Below are 16,710 nucleotides of genomic sequence, written 5' to 3'. Positions count from 1 at the left end.
GGCGTGCCGATCCTGCCCTGCGACAAAATTCCCGTCACCGACACCGGAACCACCTCGATCCTCGCCATGCGCACCGGCGAAGACGACGCCGGAGTGATCGGGTTGCGGCCCAAGGAACTCCCCGACGAATACCAGCCGGGGATCAACGTCCGGCTCATGGGAACCGGCGACCGCGCGGTCACCTCATACCTCGTGTCCGCCTATCACTCCGCTGCCGTGCTGGTGCCGGACGCACTGGGAGTACTGGACGACGTGGAGGTCGCGCGCTGAATTTGCGCCTGACGCAAACACTGCTTGCCAAAGTTGCGTGGCACGGACACCGCCGCGGCTCCTAACTTCGATCTCGACAAGAGATTCCGAAGAAGGAGCAGCAGAATGCACGTGTTCGTCACCGGCGCGACCGGCTGGATCGGCTCGGCGGTCGTCGACGAGCTTCTCGGCGCCGGGCACGAGGTCACCGGCCTCGCCCGCTCCGATACCGCCGCGCTCGCCCTCGGCAAGAAGGGCGCGCGGGTCCGGCGTGGCGACCTCGACGACCTCGACGGGCTCCGCGACGGTGCCCTCGATGCCCAGGCCGTCGTCCACCTCGCCAACAAGCACGACTGGGGCAACCCGGCGGAGAGCAACCGGGCCGAGCGGGCCGCGGTCGAGACGCTCGCCGAAGCGCTCGTGGGCACCGACCGGCCGTTCGCCCTCGCGGCCGGGCTCTCGGGCCTGGTCCGCGGCCGGCCCGCGACGGAGGCCGACGTCTCCCCCGAGGTGGGCCCGGACTCGCACCGCGGCGGCGCCGAGAACCTCGCCCTCGAGTACGCCGAGAAGGGGGTCCGGGTGCTGAGCGTCCGCTTCGCCCCTTCGGTGCACGGCCCCGGCGACCACGGCTTCCTGGCCGCGATCACGGCGGCCGCGCGCAAGCACGGCGTGTCCGCCTACCCCGGTGACGGCACCACCGCGTGGTCCGCGGTCGCCCGGCCCGCCGCGGCCGAGCTCGTCCGCCTCGGCATCGAAAGCGCCCCGGCCGGGTCCCGGCTGCACGCCGTCGCGGAGGACGCCGTCACAGCCCGCGAGATCGCGGAGGCGGTCGGCCGCACGCTCGACGTCCCGGTGGTCTCGCTGGCGCCGGACCTCGTCGCCGGGCATTTCGGCTTCGTCGGCCGGTTCTTCGCGCTGGACATGACGGCGTCGAGCACCCGCACGCGGGAGCTCCTCGGCTGGACGCCGTCCGGACCAGGCCTGGTCGAGGACATCCAAGCCGGCGCCTACCTCGGAAAGGGGAAGTCATGACCTTCGAAGCGGAAGTCACCGCGTTCATGCTCGTCAAGACGACGCCCGAGTGGCTGGGTCTCTCGGTGGAGCAGCGGGTGCACGCGTTCGAGACCGAGATCCTGCCGGTCGTCAAGGAAAAAGCGGCGGGGGTGCGCTCGCGGTTCTTCGACACCGAGTTCTACTCCGCGCGCGTCACCGACGTCTGGGTGTGGGAGGCCGCCGACCACCAGTCGTACCAGCTGGTGATCGAGGCCCTGCGCGAAACCCCGTTCTGGGACCGGTACTTCGAGATCACCGAAATCCTGGTCGGGGTCGAAAACGGCTACGCGAAGAACTACGGCATGAACACCTTCGCCACCGTCGACCTCTAGCCGGCCGGGATCGCCGGGGGCAGGGGTGTGCCCCCGGCGATCGCGGTCTAGGCGGCCTCTTCGGCCTCCACCGGCTGCGGCGTGATGTCGGCGTCGGCCGGCGCGGCCTCCTCGCCGTCCATGCGGACGTTGCGGAACAGGACCAGCGCGAGCGTCGCCAGCAGCGCGATGAGGATCGCGCAGACCAGCGCCGCCACGGCGAACCCGCTGGTGAACGCCTCCCGGACCGAGGTGAGCAGCGTGGTGCCGACCTGGCCGGACAGGCTCTGCGCGGCGGCCGTGCCCTCGGCGATGCCACCGTTGGCGGCGGTGGCGACGTCCGACGGCACCCCGGCCGGGACCTCGATCTGCCCGCGGTAGGCGGCGGTGGCGATGCTGCCGAACAGCGCGATCCCGAGCGCGATGCCGAGTTCGTTGCTGGTCTGCGAAATCGCGCCGGCCGCGCCCGCCTTCTCCGGCGGGGCCGAGCCGATCACCAGGTTGATGCCCAGCACCACCATCGGGGAGAGCCCGCCGGTGGCGAGGACCGTGCCGATCACCGTGACCGGCAGCCCGTTCGTCACCGGAACCTGCGTCAGCAGCAGGAACCCGGCGGCGGAGATCGCCATCCCCACCGCGATGACGAACGCCGGGCGGAACCGCTGCGCCAGCGGCGGCGCCACCATGTACCCGACCATCATCGCGACGGTGTACGGGATCAGCCAGAGGCCGGAGTTCAGCGGCGACAAGCCGAGCACGAGCTGCAGGTACTGGTTGAACAGCAACAGGATGCCGCTGATCGTGGACCCGCCGAGCAGCAGGATGCCGAGCGCGCCGCTGAAGGCGGGCCGGCCGAGCAGGCGGATGTCCAGCAGCGGGTCGGCGAGCCGGCGCTGCCGCCGGACGAACGCCGTGCCGAACAGCAGCCCCACCACGAGGACGATGGTCGGCACGAGCACCGCCTCGCCGCGGGCCAGTTCCTTCAAGCCGTAGATCACCGGCAGGACCGCGGCCAGCGACAACCCGGCGCTGATCAGGTCCAGCCTGCCGCCCGTCGTCGCGGGTTCGGACCGCGGCAGCAGGATCGGTGCGGCGACGAGCAGCAGCACCATCACCGGCAGGCCGAGCAGGAACACCGAGCCCCACCAGAACGCCGACAGCATCACGCCGCCGACCAGCGGGCCGATCGCCAAGCCGACCATGAAGCAGCTCGTCCAGATGCTGAGCGCCATGCCGCGCTGCTTCGCGTCGCGGAACATGTTGCTGATCAGGGCCATCTCGGTCGGGACCAAAGTGGACCCGGCGATCCCGAGCGCGGCCCGGGCGATGATGAGCATCGTCGCGCTGGTCGAAAACGCGGCCACGGCCGACGCCGCGCTGAACAGCGTCGCGCCGATCATCAGCAGTTTCCGGTGCCCGATGCGGTCGCCGAGGTTCCCGCTCGTGACCAGGAGACCGGCGATGGTGAACCCGTAGATGTCGATGATCCACAGCATTTGCGAACTACTGGGGTGCAAATCCGCGGTCACGTGCGGAATCGCCAGGAGCAACACGCTCATGTCCAGCGCCAGCAGCAGGGTCGGAAGGGTGAGGACGGCCAGGCCGACCCACTCCCGCCTGCCCGCCCGCTCACCGGAGTGGGTCGAGCTGTTCGTTGTCATGAGAAGCCCTTCATGCGTCCGGCATATACCGTCAACCCTCGACCGGTTCGCCGGTGCGGGCATCCTCGAAAATGCGCAGTTGGCGCTTCTTTGCGGCGCGGACGCGGTTTCGACACTATGTTCGCAATTCAGTGCGCCGATGTCGAATAGGCGTGCGCCGGATTTTCGCGCAGCCGCCGGTAGTGCGTCAGGCATTCCTCGTACCGCGGCAGCAGCCCCTCTTCCCGCGCCCGGCCCAGCCGGGGTGCCGCGCGGTCCTTGTCCGAGAGCAGCGGCTCGACGCCGGCCGGCCACGGCAGGCCCAGGTCCGGGTCCAGCGGGTCGAGGCCGTGCTCGCGGCCCGCGTCGTACTCGGTCGTGCACAGGTAGGACAGCACCGTGTCGTCCTCGAGGGCCATGATCGCGTGGCCGAGGCCCTCCGGCACGTAGACCGCGCGGAATTCGTGCGGGTCCAGGCGCACCGCGTCCACCACGCCGAAGGTCGGGGAACCGACGCGGATGTCGGCCACCACGTCCAGCAGCGCCCCTCGCGAGCAGTAGACGTACTTCGCCTGGCCGGGCGGCACGTCGGCGTAGTGCAGACCCCGGATCGTGCCGCGCCGGGACCGGCTGTGGTTCAGCTGCGCCACCTTCAGCGGGTGCCCGACGGCTTTGACGAATCCCTCTTCCTGGAACGGGCACACGAACAGGCCCCGCTCGTCCGGGAACACCCGCGGGCTGAACTCGAACGCCCCGGGCACGGCCAGTTCCCTGGCTTCCACGGTGCTCGGCGGCACCGGTCGTGCACTCGTGCCGACGGCGGCCGCGACACGGCCTCTGACCTCTTCCAATGTGCCCACCCTCTTCCGGACCGGCGATGAACGCGAAGACGTGAGGCAGGATTATCGCGCACAAAACGGTCAGATCGCCATCAACGGGACCAAGAAGTCCTTCCGTGCGCAACTACGCGGAACACGGTCGGCCTGCCGGTGAACGCGGCCGGCCGGGAAGGAGTGCAGATGACAGAGTCACCGCCGCGGTTCAGCACCCCGCTGCACGTCGGCCGTCCGAACATCGGCGACCGGAGCCGGTTCCTCGACCGCCTCGGCGGCGCGCTGGACCGGCAATGGCTGGCCAACAACGGCCCGCTGGTGCGGGAATTCGAGGCGAGGGTCGCCGAACTCGCCTCGACCCGGCACTGCGTCCCGGTCGGCAACGCGACGGTCGGCATCCAGATCGCGGCGAAGGCGGCCGGGGTCGAGCCGGGTGACGAGGTCGTCGTCCCCTCGTTCACCTCGCCCGCGACGGCCCACGCGCTGCACTGGATCGGGGCCACGCCGGTGTTCTGCGACGTCGACGACACCGCCAACGCCGACCCGGCCCACGTCGCCCGCCTGATCGGGCCGCGGACGCGGGCGATCGTCGGCGTGCACGTGTTCGGCAGGCCGTGCGCCATCGACCGGCTGTCCGAACTCGCGGAGCGGCACGGCATCCCGCTCATCCTGGACGCCGCCCAGGCGGTCGGCTGCACCTACCGCGGCGCGCCGATCGGCGGGTTCGGCGTCGCCGAGGTGTTCAGCTTCCACGCGACCAAGTACCTGAACAGCTTCGAAGGCGGGGCCATCGTCACCGACGACGACGAGCTCGCCGAACGCGCCCGCGCCATGCGCAACCTGGGGATGAACGACGAGCGCGAACAGGTGGTGTGCGGCATCAACGGGCGGATGACCGAGGCGTCCGCCGCGATGGGGCTGACCTCCCTCGAAGCGATGGAGACGATCATCTCCGCGAACCGGCGCAACCACCGGCTCTACCGGACGGGACTGGCCGGCCTCGACGGCGTGCGCCTGCACGAGATGGCGCCCGGGGAACGCGCCAACTACCAGTACGTCGTCATCGAAGTCGACGGCGAGGTCAGCAGGGCCGATCGCGACACCGTGCTCGACGCGCTGGCCCGGCACAACGTGCTGGCCCGGCGCTACTTCCACCCCGGCTGCCACCAGATCCCGCCGTACCGCGACCACCCGGCGCTGCACACGCCGCTGCCGCTGCCGCGCACGGAAGCGTTGTGCGGCCGGGTGCTTTCGCTGCCGACCGGGACGGCCGTCGGCGCCGCGGAGATCGCGGGCATCTGCGAGATCATCCGGGAGACGTGCACGGAGGGGCAGGCCCGGGCCGCCTGACGGGAAGGCCGGACCTCGGGTGAGGTCCGGCCTTCCCGCGTCGCGGCGTTCAGGAATCCTTGCGCACGGCGATGAACAGGCCCGGCGCGTTGTGCGGGCGCTCGCCGAGCCGCCACGGGATGTCGGCGAACTCGACCGCGCAGCCGGCGTCTTCGAACGCGTTCACGTACTCCTCGCGGGCGAACAGCTGCATCAGGAAGATGTCGGTCCACTCGCGGATGCCGTCCGGCTGGGCGACGACGAACTTGATCTCCACGCGGGCGCTGTCGCCCTGGCGGGTGGAGTGCGTGACGCGCGAGACGATCCGCCGCTCCTCCTCCACCAGGTGCCCGCCGACGTACCCGTCGAGGAACTGCTCGGGGAACCAGCCGGGCTCGACCACGAGCACGCCACCGGGTTCCAGGTGCTTCACCAGCTGGGCGACGGCGAGCCGCATGTCGGCCAGCGTCTCGACGCACGCGATCGCGTTGCCGAGGCAGACGACGGCGTCGAAGGTGCGGCCCAGGTCGAACGTGCGCATGTCGCCGGGGTGCACGGCGACGTCGGGCAGCCGGCGCCGGGCGACCGAGCGCATGGCTTCGGCGAGCTCGACGCCTTCGGTGTGGTCGAACGCCTTGCCGAACCGGCCCAGGTGGGCGCCCGTCCCGCAGGCGACGTCCAGCAGGCTCTCCGCCGCGGGCCGCCGCGACCGGATGATCCGGGTGATGTCGTCGGCTTCGTTCTCGTAGTTCTTGCCGCGGCTGGTGAACACCAGGTCGTACAGCTCGGCGTGCGCGTCGCCCCAGGCGCCGTGGATGTCGGCCCAGCTGCGCTCGGTTTCGTCGGTCATGCCGTCTCCTCCCCGAAACGCCAGCGCGCGGACCCGAAGGGCTCCGAGGTGCCCAGGCCGAACACGGTGCTGACGGTGACTTCGTACAGCTCGTACGGCGGCGGTCCCGCGGTGGGCGCGCCGAAGGGCGCGGTGAACGCGCCGTCCTCGACGGTGACGGGCCAGCCGTACTTGTCGATGTACGCCTCGGCGATCCGCTGGAGCTCGCCCTCGTCGGTCACCTTGGCGGCCTTGCCCTCGATGACGATGTCCAGGTCGTCGCTGGTGGCCGTGATGACGCAGTGCGGGTTCTCCGCGAGGTTCTTCGCCTTGCGCGCGCCCGGGTTGGACGTGAAGTACATCGAACCGTCGACCCAGACGCCGAACAGCGGCATGACGTGCGGCCGGCCGTCCGGGCGCACGGTCGAGAGCCAGTACGTGGAGTTGCCGTGGACCAGCCCCTTTTCCGCCAGCTCCCAGCTCGGTGCGGGTGCGTCGTACCCGCTGATCACCTTGCCTTCAGGTGCTTTCGCGTTCATCCGGCTTCCTCCTCACAGCCCGGTTCGAGGCAAGAGTCGCATTTGTCCAGCTTTCGTCAGTGATCATGACGGACCAGGCCGCGGATTGCTTCTCCGAGGGTGCTCAGTGCTCCCGGCACCGTCCGATCAGGACGGTCTCGCACTCGGGAAGAAGACCGCCGGATCGGGCGTAGCGACTATTGGGAACAAATAGGATGTAAGGAGTCGTCATGCGCGTCGCGTTCGCCTTGTGGCCGAACCCCGTCCACCTGTATCCGATGGTCCCGCTCGCCTGGGCGCTGCGTGCCGCCGGGCACGAGGTCTACGTGGTGTCGCACCCGGCGCTCGCCACCATGGCCACCAACTCGGGCCTGCCGTTCGTCCCCGTGTGCGACGAGGACGCGATGCCCGTGCCGATGGGGCCGGGCAACGCCTACACCGAGGAACGGGCCAAGGTCGAGCTGATCACCGAGGCGCTGGACCTGCCCGACGCGGCCCGGGAGCGGTGGAACATCTTCAGCCAGTTCCTGCTGCCGTCCATGTGGGACTTCAACCCCTACCAGGGCGACGCGACCTCCCTGCCCGCGATGGACGGGCTCGTCGAGTTCTTCCGCGGCTGGCGGCCCGACCTCGTCATCTGGGACCCGTGCTTCGCCGGCGCCGGGGTGGCCGCGCGGGCGGTGGGGGCCCGGCACGCCCGGTACACCGGACCGGACTTCGTCGGCTGGTGCCTCGACACGTTCGAAGAAATCACCGGGCGGCCGGGCGCGCCCGCGATCGAGAACCCGCTGGCCGAGACCGTGCGGCCGATGGCCGAGAAGTACGGCGTCCCGGTCGACCGCGAGACGATGCTCGGGCAGTGGACGCTGAACCCGATGCCGGCGGCCATCAACTGGCCGGTCGACACGACGATGGTCCCGGTGCGCTGGATCCCGCACGCCAACGCCGAGATCATCCCGGACTGGCTCTACCCGCTCCCGGACCGGCCCCGCGTCGCGCTGTCGCTCGGGCTGTCGATGCGCAACTACATGACCACCGGCTGGGAGTACGTCGAGGTGCTGCTCGAAGCGCTGGGCGGCCTGGACGTCGAGGTCATCGCGACGCTCAACCAGAAGCAGCTGAGCGCGGTCTCGCACATCCCCGACAACGTGCGGGTGGTCGACTACGTCCCCCTCGACCAGCTGATGCCGACCTGTTCGGCGCTGATCCACCACGGCGGGTTCGGCACCACGATCGCCGCCGCGACCTCGCGCGTGCCGCAGCTCGTCGTGGACTTCCTCGAGGAGGACGTCACCGCGGTCGCCCTCGACGGCGGCATCGCGGCCACCCGGTACGTCGTCGCGCCCACCACCGTCGGGTTCGTCTCCGGCCCGGGCGCCGGCGACGTGATCGACCTGAGCCGTCCCTCGATCGAGGCGATCCGCGCCCAGGTCACCCGGGTCCTCACCGACGAATCCTTCCGGCACGGCGCGGACCGCCTCTACGGCGACCTGCTGACCGCGCCCAGCCCCACCGACGTCGTCGCCCAGCTGGAGAAGCTCGCACAGCCGTCGCGCTTCTCGAATCGTGTCACCGATCGAGCCGCCTAGGCGCGCTCACCAAGGAGGTGCCGGGATGAGCAACGGAAGCGCGCAGCGCGCCGTGGTCCTCGGCGGAAGCATCGCGGGGCTGCTCGCGGCCCGTGTCCTCGCCGACGTCCACGGCGAGGTGCTGGTGGTGGACCGCGACCGGTTCACCGGGCCCGGGGTGCGCCAGAGCGTGCCGCAGGGCCGGCACGCCCACGGCCTGCTGGCCCGGGGGCAGCAGGCGGTGGAGGAGCTGTTCCCCGGGCTCACCGACGAGCTGCGCGGGGCCGGTGTCCCGGTCGGCGACGTCTCGGCGCGGATGCGCTGGTACGTCGACGGGCACCGGCTGCGGCCGGGCCCGACCGGCCTGCTCATCATCGGCGCCGCGCGGCCGGTGCTGGAGCACCACGTGCGGGCCCGCGTCGCCGCGTTGCCCAACGTGACGTTCGTCGAAGGCCACGACATCGCGGGCCTCGCCGCGACGGCCGACGGGAGCCGGGTCACCGGCGTCCACGTGCAGGAGCGCGTCGCAGGCAGCGAGCCGCGGCGCCTCGACGCCGCTCTCGTCGTCGACGCCACCGGCCGCGGCTCGCGGGCGCCCAAGTGGCTGCGCGACCTGGGCTACCCGGAGGTGCCCGAGGAGCGCGTCAAGGTCGACCTGGCGTACACGAGCCGCCGCTACCGGCTGCGCACCAACCCGTTCACCGAAGAGCAGTCGATCAACGTGATCGCCACCCCCGGCCACCCGCGCGGGGCGTTCTTCCACACCCTCGGCGGCGGCGAGTGCCTGCTGTCGCTCACCGGGTTGCTGGGCGACCACCCGCCGACCGACCCCGGGGAGTTCCTGGCGTACGCGAAATCCCTGCCCGTGCCGGACATCCACGACGCCATCGCGGACGCGGAGCCGCTGACCGACCCGGTGTGCTTCCGCTTCCCGGCGAGCACGCGGCGGCACTACGAGCAGCTGTCCCGCGTCCCGGACGGCTTCCTCGTCGTCGGCGACGCGTTCTGCGTGTTCAACCCGGTGTACGGCCAGGGCATGACGGTGGCGACGCTGCAGGCCCAGACGTTGCGCCGGCACCTCGGCCGCGGCCACGCACCCCGGCCGGCGGAGTTCTTCGCCGACGCGGCCCGCGTGGTCGACGCCCCGTGGGAGATCGCCGCGGGCGGCGACCTCGCCTTCCCGGGCGTGACCGGCCGCCGCACGGTGAAGACGAACATCGGCAACGCCTACGTGTCCCGTGTCCAGTCCGCGGCCACGCTCGACGCCGAGGTGACGAACGCCTTCATGCGCGTGGCCGGGCTGATCGACCCGCCGCAGGCCCTGATGCGGCCCCGGCTGGCGTTGCGCGTGCTGCGCGGCGCTCGCCGGGCCGCCCGGGACGACGACCAGCTCGCCGCTTAGAGCACGAAGCCCGCCGGGAAGGGATCCGTCGGGTCCAGCAGGTAGGTGGCGGTGCCGGTGATCCACGCCCGGCCCGAGAACTCCGGGATCACCGCCGGCACCCCGCCCACCTCGGTCTCCGCCACCAGTTCGCCGGTGAACGTCGTGCCGATGAACGAGCTGTTCTCGAACGGCGTGTGCAGCGGGAGCTCGCCCCGGGCGTGCAGCTGCGCCATCCGGGCGGACGTGCCGGTGCCGCACGGCGAGCGGTCGAACCAGCCCGGGTGGATGGCCATCGCGTTGCGCGAAGCCCGCGCGTCCGAGCCCGGCGCGAGGAACTGGACGTGCTTGCAGCCGCCGATCAGCGGGTCCTCGGGGTGCTTCGGGGGCCGCTGCTCGTTGATCGCGGCCATGATCTCCAGGCCCGCGCCCAGGATCCGGTCCTTTTCGGCCCGGTCGAACGCGATGTCCACTTGGGACAGTTCGAGGATGGCGTAGAAGTTCCCGCCGTACGCGAGGTCGTAGCGGACGTCACCGAGGCCCGGCACGGAAACCACGGCGTCGCGCTCGGCGAGGAACGACGCGACGTTGCGCAGCTTGACCCGTTCGGCGCGCCCGTCGCGGACGGTGACCTCGGCGTGCACCAGCCCCGCCGGGGTGTCCAGGCGCACCACGGTCACCGGCTCGGTCACCTCGACCATGCCGGTCTCCACCAGCACCGTCGCGACGCCGATCGTGCCGTGGCCGCACATCGGCAGGCAGCCGGACACCTCGATGTAGACCACGCCCCAGTCGGCGTCGGCGCGGCAGGGCGGCTGCAGGATCGCGCCGCTCATCGCGGAGTGCCCGCGCGGCTCGTGCACCAGGAACTGCCGGATGTGGTCGAGGTTCGCCATGAAGTACCGGCGGCGCTCGGCCATCGTGGCGCCCGGGATCGGGGCGACGCCGCCGGTCACCACCCGCGTCGGCATGCCTTCGGTGTGCGAATCGACCGCCGTGATCGCGCGCGAGGACCGCATCACGCCACCCCCAGCGCGGCCAGCGCGCGGCCCATGTCCGCGCGGACCTGCTCGCGGTGGACGTCCGAGAGCGGCCCCCGCGGCGGGCGGCACGGGCCGCCGCGCCGCCCCACCATGTCCATCCCGAGCTTGATCGCCTGCACGAACTCGGTGCGCGAGTCCCAGCGGAACGCGGCCACCAGCGGCTCGTACAGCGCCCTGGCCTCGTCGAGCTTGCCCGCCGTGGCGAGTTCGAACAGGCGCGCCGACTCGGCCGGGAAGACGTTGGGGAACCCGGCGAACCAGCCGGTGGCGCCCATCAGCAGGCTTTCCAGGACGACGTCGTCGGCACCGCTGATGACGGCCAGCCCGGGCGCGCGTTCCCGGATCTCGAGCACGCGCCGGACGTCACCGGAGAACTCCTTGACCGCCACCACGTTGTCGATCTGCGCGATCTCGGCCAGCAAGTCCGGCGTGAGGTCGACCTTGGTGTCGAAGGGGTTGTTGTAGACCATCACCGGCAGCCCCGCCGAAGCGACGGCTTCGAAGTGGGCGAGCACCTCGCCGCGGTTGGCGCGGTAGAGCGTCGGCGGCAGGCACAGCACGCCGTGCGCGCCGTCCTCGGCCGCCGCCTCGGCCCAGTACCGGGCCTGGTGCGCGCCGGGACCGTGCACCCCGGCGACGACGATCCCGTCATCCCCGACGGCCTCGATCGCGGTGCGCGCGACGCGGCGGCGTTCCTCGTCGGTGAGCGAGGAGTACTCGCCGAGCGACCCGTTCGGGCCGACCCCGCGGCAGCCGTTTTCCACCAGCCACCGGCAGTGCTCGGCGTAGGCGTCGTAGTCGACGGCCAGCCCGGCGGGCGCGCGGTCGTCCTCCCGGTAGGGCAGGGCGGCGGCGACGACCACGCCCCCGAGGTCACGGGTGTTCATGCCTCGATCTCCTTCGCGTCGGCGAGCTCGCCCAGGCGGATCGGCTGGGCGATCGGACGGTGGTGGCGCTCGGCGGTGCCGCAGAGCGCGCTGACGGCGGCGCCGCACATCCGGCCCTGGCAGGGGCCGAGGCCGGCGCGGGTGCCGAGCTTGAGCGCGTGCGGCCCGGGTGCGGCCGGGTCGCCGGCCGCGCGCGTGAGTTCGCCGGCGGTCGTTTCCTCACACCGGCAGACGATGGTGTCCTCGCGCAGCCAGCCCGGCCAGGCCGCGCCGATCGGGTGGGCGGCGGCCAGGCGGGCGGCGAACGCCCGCGTGCGGTCCCGCTCGCGCAGCAGCGCGCGGTCCGGCACGCCCCCGGCGGCGGCGCACCCGGCGACCGCGCCTTCGGCCGCCGCGGCCACCGCACCGCCGATGCCGGTGAGCTCGCCCGCGGCGAACACCCCCGCGACGCTGGTGCGCTGGTCGTCGCCGACGCGGACGAACCCGCCGTCGAGCGCGCACCCGGCCGCGACGGCCAGTTCCGGCTGCGGCGCGAACCCGTGCCCGACGCAGACCGAGTCGACCTCGTAGGTCCGTTCGGTGCCGGGGACGACCGACCAGTCCGCGCGCAGGCGGGCGGTCACGGCTTCGCGGACGTGGTCGTCCCCGCGGGCTTCGACGACCGTGCGGCCCAGGCGGTAAGGCACCCGGTGCCGGGCCAGCGCGGCCGCGTACCGGGCCAGCTCCCCCGCCTTGCGCACGTCCCGCCACGACCATCCTTTCCGGACGGTCGAGGCCGGGTTCGCTTCCAGGACAGCGAGAACGCCCGCCCCGACGGCCAGGAGGGACTCGGCGACCGGCAGCAGGAACGGCCCGGCCCCGGCGACGAGCACCCGCTTGCCGACGGCCACCCGGTCCCCCTTCGCCAGCGCCTGCGCGGCGCCCGCGGTGAAGACGCCGGGCAGCTGCCAGCCGGGGAAGGGCAGCGTGCGGTCGTGCGCGCCGGTGGCGAGGACCAGCGCGTCGGGCTCGAGGACGTGGCGCTGCCGTCCGGTGCCGTCCGCCGGGCCGCGCAGGACGTGGACGCGCCGGCCGTCGACCGCCCACACCGTGCTTTCCGGCCACCACGTGCACCGGCTCAGCACCGCCTCGAAACCGTGCGGTGTCCCCGGCGGCTGCCGGTGGTACTGCCCGCCCGGCGCGTCGGACTGGTCCAGGATCGTGACGCCGGCGCCGGCCCGCACCGCGTGTGCGGCGGCCGCGAGCCCGGCGGGCCCGGCGCCGACGACGACCACCCGCGTCACGCGTCCGCCCGGGACTGGGTGCGGATCTCGTCGCCGTCGGCGGCGCGGCGGCGGCAGGCGCGGACGTCGGGGACGCCGTTCACGGTCAGCAGGCAGTCGAAGCAGGCACCGATCCCGCAGAACACCCCGCGCGGCGCGCCGGAACGCGTGGTGCGCCACGACTTCCGCCCGGCCGCCAGCAGAACGCCCGCGACGGTCTGGCCTTCGACGCCCGGCACGGGTTCGCCGTCGACGGTGATTTCGATGCTCACGCGACCACCGCCGGCCGGTCCACGGTGAACTCCCCGACCGGCATCGACGGCGCCGCCCCGGTCAGCAGCTCCCGCAGCAGCCGCGCGGTGCCGACGCTGAGGCCGATGCCCGCGCCCTCGTGTCCCGTTGCGTGCCAGAGGTTTCCCAGCCGCGGGTCCTCGCCGAGCACCGGGAGGTGATCGTCCACATAGGGCCGGAACCCGCCGTAGGCCCGCGTCACCGCCGCGTCGGCGAGCGCCGGGAACAGCCGGACGGCCTTGGCCGCGACGGCGCCCAGGACGTCCGGCCGGATCGCGTCGTCGAACCCGACCCGGCGGCGGGACGAGCCGATCAGCACGGTGCCGCCCCGCGTCGACTCGACGACCGCGGACGTCTGGAGGTCGCCGCTGCCGGTGCCGACCGCCCCGACGTAGTCGGCGTCGTAGACCTTGTGCCGCACCACGCCGGGCATCGGGGTGGTCACCAGCACCTCGCCGCGGCGCGGCCGGACGGCGATGGGCGCGCCGAGCCGCGCCGAGACCTCGCCGGCCCACGGGCCCGCCGCGTTCACGACGACGTCGGCGTCGAGGACTTCGCCGGGGACGCGGACCCCGGTGAGCCGGCCGCCCTCGACGCGGGCGCCGGTCACTTCGGTGTCGACGCGCAGCCGGGCGCCGTGGGCGAGCGCCGAGCCCAGCAGGGCCAGCGCCGCGCCGGCCGGCTGCACCTGCGCGTCCTCCGGGTAGCGGACGGCCGCGGCCACTTCGCGGGTCAGCGCGGGTTCCGCCGCCGCGACCTCGGCCGCGGAGAGCCGCTCGGTGCGCACCCCGGCGGCGGTCTGCGTTTCGGCGAACGCGGTCAGCGCGCGGGCGCCGGCTTCGGTTGTGGCGACGACGATGCCGCCCTTGGCGTCGAACTCCGCCGCGGCCGCCGCACGCGAGTCTTCGGCGGCGATTTCTTCGACCAGCCGCGGCCACAGCCGGTTCGACAGCTGGGCGAGCACCAGCTCCGCGCCCGGTCCCTTGTCGGAGACGAGGAGGTTGCCTTCACCGTGGGAGGTGGTACCGCCCGCGGGCCGGCCGCGGTCGACGACGAGGACGTCGAAGCCGGCCAGGCGGAGTTCCCGGGCGCACGCCGCACCGACGATCCCGGCGCCGATCACCACCACCCGCGTTCGGTTCATCGACCCTCCAGCGTTCGGTAAAGCGAACGATCGGAGGGTAGATCCGCGATCGGAGGAGTGTCAATCCCGCAGCACAGGGTGCGGGCGGCCGTCGAGCCGTTCGTCCGCGCGGTACTGCAGCAGCAGCACCGAGTGCACCGGGGCCGCCAGCGCGGTGTAGCTGTGCGGCTCGCGCGCGTCGAACGCCACGTAGTCGCCCGGCCCGAGGTCGACGACCCGGCCGGCGACCTCGACCCGCAGTCCGCCGGTCTGCACGACGGTGTGCTCGACGCCGACGTGCCCCTGCGAACGCTGCGGCGCGTCCCCCCGCACGACCTGGTCGTACACCTCGAAGACGCTGCTGTCGGCCTCGATCCGGCGCAGCGGCCGCAGGTCGACGCCTTCGCCGCTGAGCACCTCGACGTCGGCCGCCCGCACGACGGTCAGCCCACCGCGCGGCCGGTGGTCGAGCAGGTCGGAGATCGCCACTTCGAGGGCGCGGGACAGGCTGAAGACCGTCTCGATGGTCGGGTTGCCGGTACCGGCTTCGAGCTGCGAGAGCGTCGCCTTGCCGATTCCCGAGCGCCGGGACAGCTCGGACAGCGACAGCTCGCGCGAAACCCGGGCCGCGCGCAGGTTCACCGCCAGCATGTCCCGGATCGACGGGTCACTCCGCGTTCCACCGTTCGGTAAAGCGTCCACTTGCCCAGCCTTCCGTTCGGCTCGCCGATCGGGCACGTCATGATGCCACGCCCGGCAAAATTGCCCACCACGAACCGCCGCCCGCGGTGTTTCGATGTCCGCATGGTGAAGACTCTGACCACGGGCTTGGCCGTCATCGGCGTCACCGCCGCCCTCCTGGCCACCCCGGCCCAGGCGGCGACGAGGTACTACCAGCAGACCGTCACCGGCTCGACCCAGGCGCAGTGCGAAGCGGCCGGTTCCCAGCTCGCGCAGCAGAAGATGGCCGAGGGCTACCTCGTCACCTGGATCGGCTGCGGGTACTCGAACTTCCGCTGGGCGGGCCTCGTCGGCTGGTCCGACTGACCCGCCCCGGCCGGACGGACTGGCTAACCTGGAGCCGGTGAACATCCTCGCGATGGCCGGTCTGGCCACCCCGATGGCCGTCCGGGTGGCCGCGACGCTCAGCCTGGCCGAACGCGCGGGCGACGGGGGCGCGACAGCGGCGCAGCTCGCCGCGGAAACCGGCACCTCCGAACCGGCCCTGGAGTGCCTGCTCGACCACCTCGTGGCGATCGACGTCTTCGCGGTGACGGCCGGCCGTTACCGGCCCACCGAACTCGGCGCGCAGCTGCGGGAGGACGCGCCGGAGGGCGTCAAGCCGCTGCTCGACATCGGCGCCGCGGGCGGGCGCGCCGAACTCGCGTTCGCGGACCTGCTGGGGACGATCACCACCGGCGAGCCCGCCTACGTCCACCGCTACGGACGGGAGTTCTGGGCGGACATCGACGCGCAGCCGGCCCTGCGGCGCTCGTTCGACGCCCAGATGCGCTGGCGCTTCCGGGTGCAGGCACCGCAGATCGCCGAGCGCTTCGACTGGAGCCGCTTCCCCCGGATCCTCGACGTCGGAGGTGGCGACGGGACGGTGCTCGAAGCGATCCTGCGCGCCCACCCCGGCGTCCGCGGCGACGTGCTGGACCTGGCGCCCTCGGCGGCGGCCGCGGCCGAGCGGTTCGCGGCGGCCGGGCTCGGCGACCGGGCCGGTGCGGTGCCGGGCAGCTTCTTCGACCCGCTCCCGGCCGGCGCGGACGCCTACCTGCTGTCCGACATCCTGCACGACTGGGACGACACCCACGCCCGCCGCATCCTCGAGAGCTGCCGCCGGGCCGCGGCGCCGGCCGCCACCGTGGTGGTCGTCGAGCCGGTGCGCGACCAGGGCGCGGACACGGCGATCGACCTGTTCATGCTGATGTGCTTCGGCGGTCGCGAACGGACGGTCGGCCGGCTCACCGCGCTGGCCGCCGAAAGCGGTCTCTCGCTGCGTGGTACGACCCCGGTGTCGGACGGCCGGACGGCGCTGGAGTTCGCACCGGCCGGAGGGGACGTCCCCTCCGGCCGGGACCGCTACCGCTCGTAGGTCAGGCAGTTCGCCGTGTGCCCGCCCTCGCCGGCGCCGACGCGGACGCTGGGCGCGGTGCACTCGAGGGCGGAGTTGTGCCGGCAGTCCACCCGGGAGCAGGCGCCGACCTGCGCGACGACGCGGTCGAGGCCGCCCTTGGTGTTCAGCGGGACGAACGTGCCGCAGTCGGCGGACCCGTTGTCGCCGCCGACGGTGATGGCGAACGCGTGGCAGCCGTCGTGGTTGTAGGAACAACCGCTGACGGTGCACTCGTGCACGGCGGGCATCTCGGTGGTGGTCATGCGGACTCCTG

The 16,710-nt window shown here is 72.6% G+C and carries 18 protein-coding genes and 1 pseudogene; 8 read left to right on the top strand and 11 right to left on the bottom strand.

The features are described from left to right. The 3 genes and pseudogenes from AB0B33_RS40115 to AB0B33_RS40105 all read left to right on the top strand — a co-directional run. Nucleotides 1–270 (top strand): annotated as a pseudogene (locus AB0B33_RS40115) (Crp/Fnr family transcriptional regulator); the annotation flags it as partial. Between the two features lie 105 nt (nucleotides 271–375). Further along, nucleotides 376–1,281 (top strand): SDR family oxidoreductase, encoded by a 906-nt coding sequence (locus AB0B33_RS40110; RefSeq protein ID WP_360781844.1) that lies wholly within the window; start codon nucleotides 376–378, stop codon nucleotides 1,279–1,281. Further along, nucleotides 1,278–1,634 carry a darcynin family protein gene (locus AB0B33_RS40105; RefSeq protein WP_360781842.1) on the top strand — a complete coding sequence of 119 codons (357 nt, stop codon included), beginning with the start codon at nucleotides 1,278–1,280 and terminating at the stop codon, nucleotides 1,632–1,634. Before AB0B33_RS40110 ends, AB0B33_RS40105 begins: the two co-directional genes overlap by 4 nt. A 47-nt stretch (nucleotides 1,635–1,681) precedes the next feature. On the opposite strand, the gene AB0B33_RS40100 is transcribed toward AB0B33_RS40105, so the two are convergent. Both AB0B33_RS40100 and rfbC read right to left on the bottom strand, forming a co-directional pair. Further along, a complete protein-coding gene (locus tag AB0B33_RS40100) occupies nucleotides 1,682–3,274 on the bottom strand; it encodes an MFS transporter (protein ID WP_247024392.1) in 1,593 nt (530 codons plus the stop codon). 128 nt (nucleotides 3,275–3,402) lie between these two features. Continuing rightward, entirely contained in the window at nucleotides 3,403–4,035 is a 633-nt protein-coding gene (gene rfbC / locus AB0B33_RS40095) for a dTDP-4-dehydrorhamnose 3,5-epimerase (protein ID WP_360781849.1), read from the bottom strand. Between the two features lie 237 nt (nucleotides 4,036–4,272). Here rfbC and AB0B33_RS40090 point away from each other — a divergent pair, with 237 nt between their 5' ends. Then, nucleotides 4,273–5,436, top strand: a complete 1,164-nt coding sequence (locus AB0B33_RS40090; RefSeq protein WP_360781839.1) for an aminotransferase class I/II-fold pyridoxal phosphate-dependent enzyme — start codon at nucleotides 4,273–4,275, stop codon at nucleotides 5,434–5,436. 49 nt (nucleotides 5,437–5,485) lie between these two features. On the opposite strand, the gene AB0B33_RS40085 is transcribed toward AB0B33_RS40090, so the two are convergent. Both AB0B33_RS40085 and AB0B33_RS40080 read right to left on the bottom strand, forming a co-directional pair. Continuing rightward, nucleotides 5,486–6,265 carry a class I SAM-dependent methyltransferase gene (locus AB0B33_RS40085; RefSeq protein ID WP_360781837.1) on the bottom strand — a complete coding sequence of 260 codons (780 nt, stop codon included), beginning with the start codon at nucleotides 6,263–6,265 and terminating at the stop codon, nucleotides 5,486–5,488. Next, nucleotides 6,262–6,783 (bottom strand): pyridoxamine 5'-phosphate oxidase family protein, encoded by a 522-nt coding sequence (locus AB0B33_RS40080; protein ID WP_360781835.1) that lies wholly within the window; start codon nucleotides 6,781–6,783, stop codon nucleotides 6,262–6,264. Before AB0B33_RS40080 ends, AB0B33_RS40085 begins: the two co-directional genes overlap by 4 nt. A 209-nt stretch (nucleotides 6,784–6,992) precedes the next feature. Between AB0B33_RS40080 and AB0B33_RS40075 the strand changes: the two genes are divergently transcribed. Both AB0B33_RS40075 and AB0B33_RS40070 read left to right on the top strand, forming a co-directional pair. Next, nucleotides 6,993–8,351 carry a nucleotide disphospho-sugar-binding domain-containing protein gene (locus AB0B33_RS40075; RefSeq protein WP_360781833.1) on the top strand — a complete coding sequence of 453 codons (1,359 nt, stop codon included), beginning with the start codon at nucleotides 6,993–6,995 and terminating at the stop codon, nucleotides 8,349–8,351. A gap of 25 nt (nucleotides 8,352–8,376) precedes the next feature. Next, a complete protein-coding gene (locus AB0B33_RS40070) occupies nucleotides 8,377–9,732 on the top strand; it encodes an FAD-binding monooxygenase (protein WP_360781831.1) in 1,356 nt (451 codons plus the stop codon). On the opposite strand, the gene AB0B33_RS40065 is transcribed toward AB0B33_RS40070, so the two are convergent. From AB0B33_RS40065 to AB0B33_RS40040, 6 genes are read right to left on the bottom strand one after another with little or no spacing between them, the layout of a single operon-like run. Then, nucleotides 9,729–10,730, bottom strand: coding sequence for a proline racemase family protein (locus AB0B33_RS40065; RefSeq protein ID WP_360781829.1), 1,002 nt, complete (start codon nucleotides 10,728–10,730; stop codon nucleotides 9,729–9,731). The two genes, AB0B33_RS40070 and AB0B33_RS40065, sit on opposite strands and share 4 nt — an antisense overlap. Continuing rightward, on the bottom strand, nucleotides 10,730–11,641 hold the full coding sequence (locus AB0B33_RS40060; RefSeq protein ID WP_360781827.1) for a dihydrodipicolinate synthase family protein: 912 nt from the start codon (nucleotides 11,639–11,641) through the stop codon (nucleotides 10,730–10,732). The genes AB0B33_RS40065 and AB0B33_RS40060 overlap by 1 nt, the downstream gene beginning before the upstream one ends. Next, the gene (locus AB0B33_RS40055; RefSeq protein WP_360781825.1) at nucleotides 11,638–12,924 is read right to left on the bottom strand and encodes an NAD(P)/FAD-dependent oxidoreductase; all 1,287 of its coding nucleotides are present in this window, start codon (nucleotides 12,922–12,924) and stop codon (nucleotides 11,638–11,640) included. Before AB0B33_RS40055 ends, AB0B33_RS40060 begins: the two co-directional genes overlap by 4 nt. Continuing rightward, nucleotides 12,921–13,169, bottom strand: a complete 249-nt coding sequence (locus tag AB0B33_RS40050; protein ID WP_247025173.1) for a (2Fe-2S)-binding protein — start codon at nucleotides 13,167–13,169, stop codon at nucleotides 12,921–12,923. Before AB0B33_RS40050 ends, AB0B33_RS40055 begins: the two co-directional genes overlap by 4 nt. A gap of 2 nt (nucleotides 13,170–13,171) precedes the next feature. Then, nucleotides 13,172–14,338 carry an FAD-dependent oxidoreductase gene (locus AB0B33_RS40045; protein WP_360781823.1) on the bottom strand — a complete coding sequence of 389 codons (1,167 nt, stop codon included), beginning with the start codon at nucleotides 14,336–14,338 and terminating at the stop codon, nucleotides 13,172–13,174. Between the two features lie 60 nt (nucleotides 14,339–14,398). After that, nucleotides 14,399–14,968 (bottom strand): XRE family transcriptional regulator, encoded by a 570-nt coding sequence (locus AB0B33_RS40040; protein ID WP_247024402.1) that lies wholly within the window; start codon nucleotides 14,966–14,968, stop codon nucleotides 14,399–14,401. Between the two features lie 153 nt (nucleotides 14,969–15,121). Between AB0B33_RS40040 and AB0B33_RS40035 the strand changes: the two genes are divergently transcribed. Both AB0B33_RS40035 and AB0B33_RS40030 read left to right on the top strand, forming a co-directional pair. Next, nucleotides 15,122–15,364, top strand: a complete 243-nt coding sequence (locus AB0B33_RS40035) for a hypothetical protein (RefSeq protein WP_360781821.1) — start codon at nucleotides 15,122–15,124, stop codon at nucleotides 15,362–15,364. Nucleotides 15,365–15,392: 28 nt separating this feature from the next. Further along, nucleotides 15,393–16,415 carry a methyltransferase gene (locus AB0B33_RS40030; RefSeq protein ID WP_360781847.1) on the top strand — a complete coding sequence of 341 codons (1,023 nt, stop codon included), beginning with the start codon at nucleotides 15,393–15,395 and terminating at the stop codon, nucleotides 16,413–16,415. On the opposite strand, the gene AB0B33_RS40025 is transcribed toward AB0B33_RS40030, so the two are convergent. Then, the gene (locus AB0B33_RS40025; protein ID WP_247024404.1) at nucleotides 16,403–16,699 is read right to left on the bottom strand and encodes a DUF1540 domain-containing protein; all 297 of its coding nucleotides are present in this window, start codon (nucleotides 16,697–16,699) and stop codon (nucleotides 16,403–16,405) included. The two genes, AB0B33_RS40030 and AB0B33_RS40025, sit on opposite strands and share 13 nt — an antisense overlap. Between the last annotated feature and the right edge of the window lie 11 nt (nucleotides 16,700–16,710).

The sequence above is a fragment of the Amycolatopsis sp. NPDC049159 genome (genome assembly GCF_040648295.1).
Classification (GTDB): domain Bacteria; phylum Actinomycetota; class Actinomycetes; order Mycobacteriales; family Pseudonocardiaceae; genus Amycolatopsis; species Amycolatopsis pretoriensis_A.
This window is presented reverse-complemented; position numbering and strand designations above follow the sequence as displayed.

Excerpts from the sequence above, each read along its gene's own strand:
- AB0B33_RS40060 (WP_360781827.1), bottom strand. The coding sequence starts at position 11,641 with ATGAACACCCGTGACCTCGGGGGCGTGGTCGTCGCCGCCGCCCTGCCC.
- AB0B33_RS40065 (WP_360781829.1), bottom strand. The coding sequence starts at position 10,730 with ATGCGGTCCTCGCGCGCGATCACGGCGGTCGATTCGCACACCGAAGGC.
- AB0B33_RS40105 (WP_360781842.1), top strand. The coding sequence starts at position 1,278 with ATGACCTTCGAAGCGGAAGTCACCGCGTTCATGCTCGTCAAGACGACG.
- AB0B33_RS40080 (WP_360781835.1), bottom strand. The coding sequence starts at position 6,783 with ATGAACGCGAAAGCACCTGAAGGCAAGGTGATCAGCGGGTACGACGCA.
- AB0B33_RS40085 (WP_360781837.1), bottom strand. The coding sequence starts at position 6,265 with ATGACCGACGAAACCGAGCGCAGCTGGGCCGACATCCACGGCGCCTGG.
- AB0B33_RS40110 (WP_360781844.1), top strand. The coding sequence starts at position 376 with ATGCACGTGTTCGTCACCGGCGCGACCGGCTGGATCGGCTCGGCGGTC.
- AB0B33_RS40070 (WP_360781831.1), top strand. The coding sequence starts at position 8,377 with ATGAGCAACGGAAGCGCGCAGCGCGCCGTGGTCCTCGGCGGAAGCATC.
- AB0B33_RS40025 (WP_247024404.1), bottom strand. The coding sequence starts at position 16,699 with ATGACCACCACCGAGATGCCCGCCGTGCACGAGTGCACCGTCAGCGGT.
- AB0B33_RS40045 (WP_360781823.1), bottom strand. The coding sequence starts at position 14,338 with ATGAACCGAACGCGGGTGGTGGTGATCGGCGCCGGGATCGTCGGTGCG.
- AB0B33_RS40100 (WP_247024392.1), bottom strand. The coding sequence starts at position 3,274 with ATGACAACGAACAGCTCGACCCACTCCGGTGAGCGGGCGGGCAGGCGG.
- AB0B33_RS40075 (WP_360781833.1), top strand. The coding sequence starts at position 6,993 with ATGCGCGTCGCGTTCGCCTTGTGGCCGAACCCCGTCCACCTGTATCCG.
- AB0B33_RS40040 (WP_247024402.1), bottom strand. The coding sequence starts at position 14,968 with ATGCTGGCGGTGAACCTGCGCGCGGCCCGGGTTTCGCGCGAGCTGTCG.
- AB0B33_RS40035 (WP_360781821.1), top strand. The coding sequence starts at position 15,122 with ATGGTGAAGACTCTGACCACGGGCTTGGCCGTCATCGGCGTCACCGCC.
- AB0B33_RS40090 (WP_360781839.1), top strand. The coding sequence starts at position 4,273 with ATGACAGAGTCACCGCCGCGGTTCAGCACCCCGCTGCACGTCGGCCGT.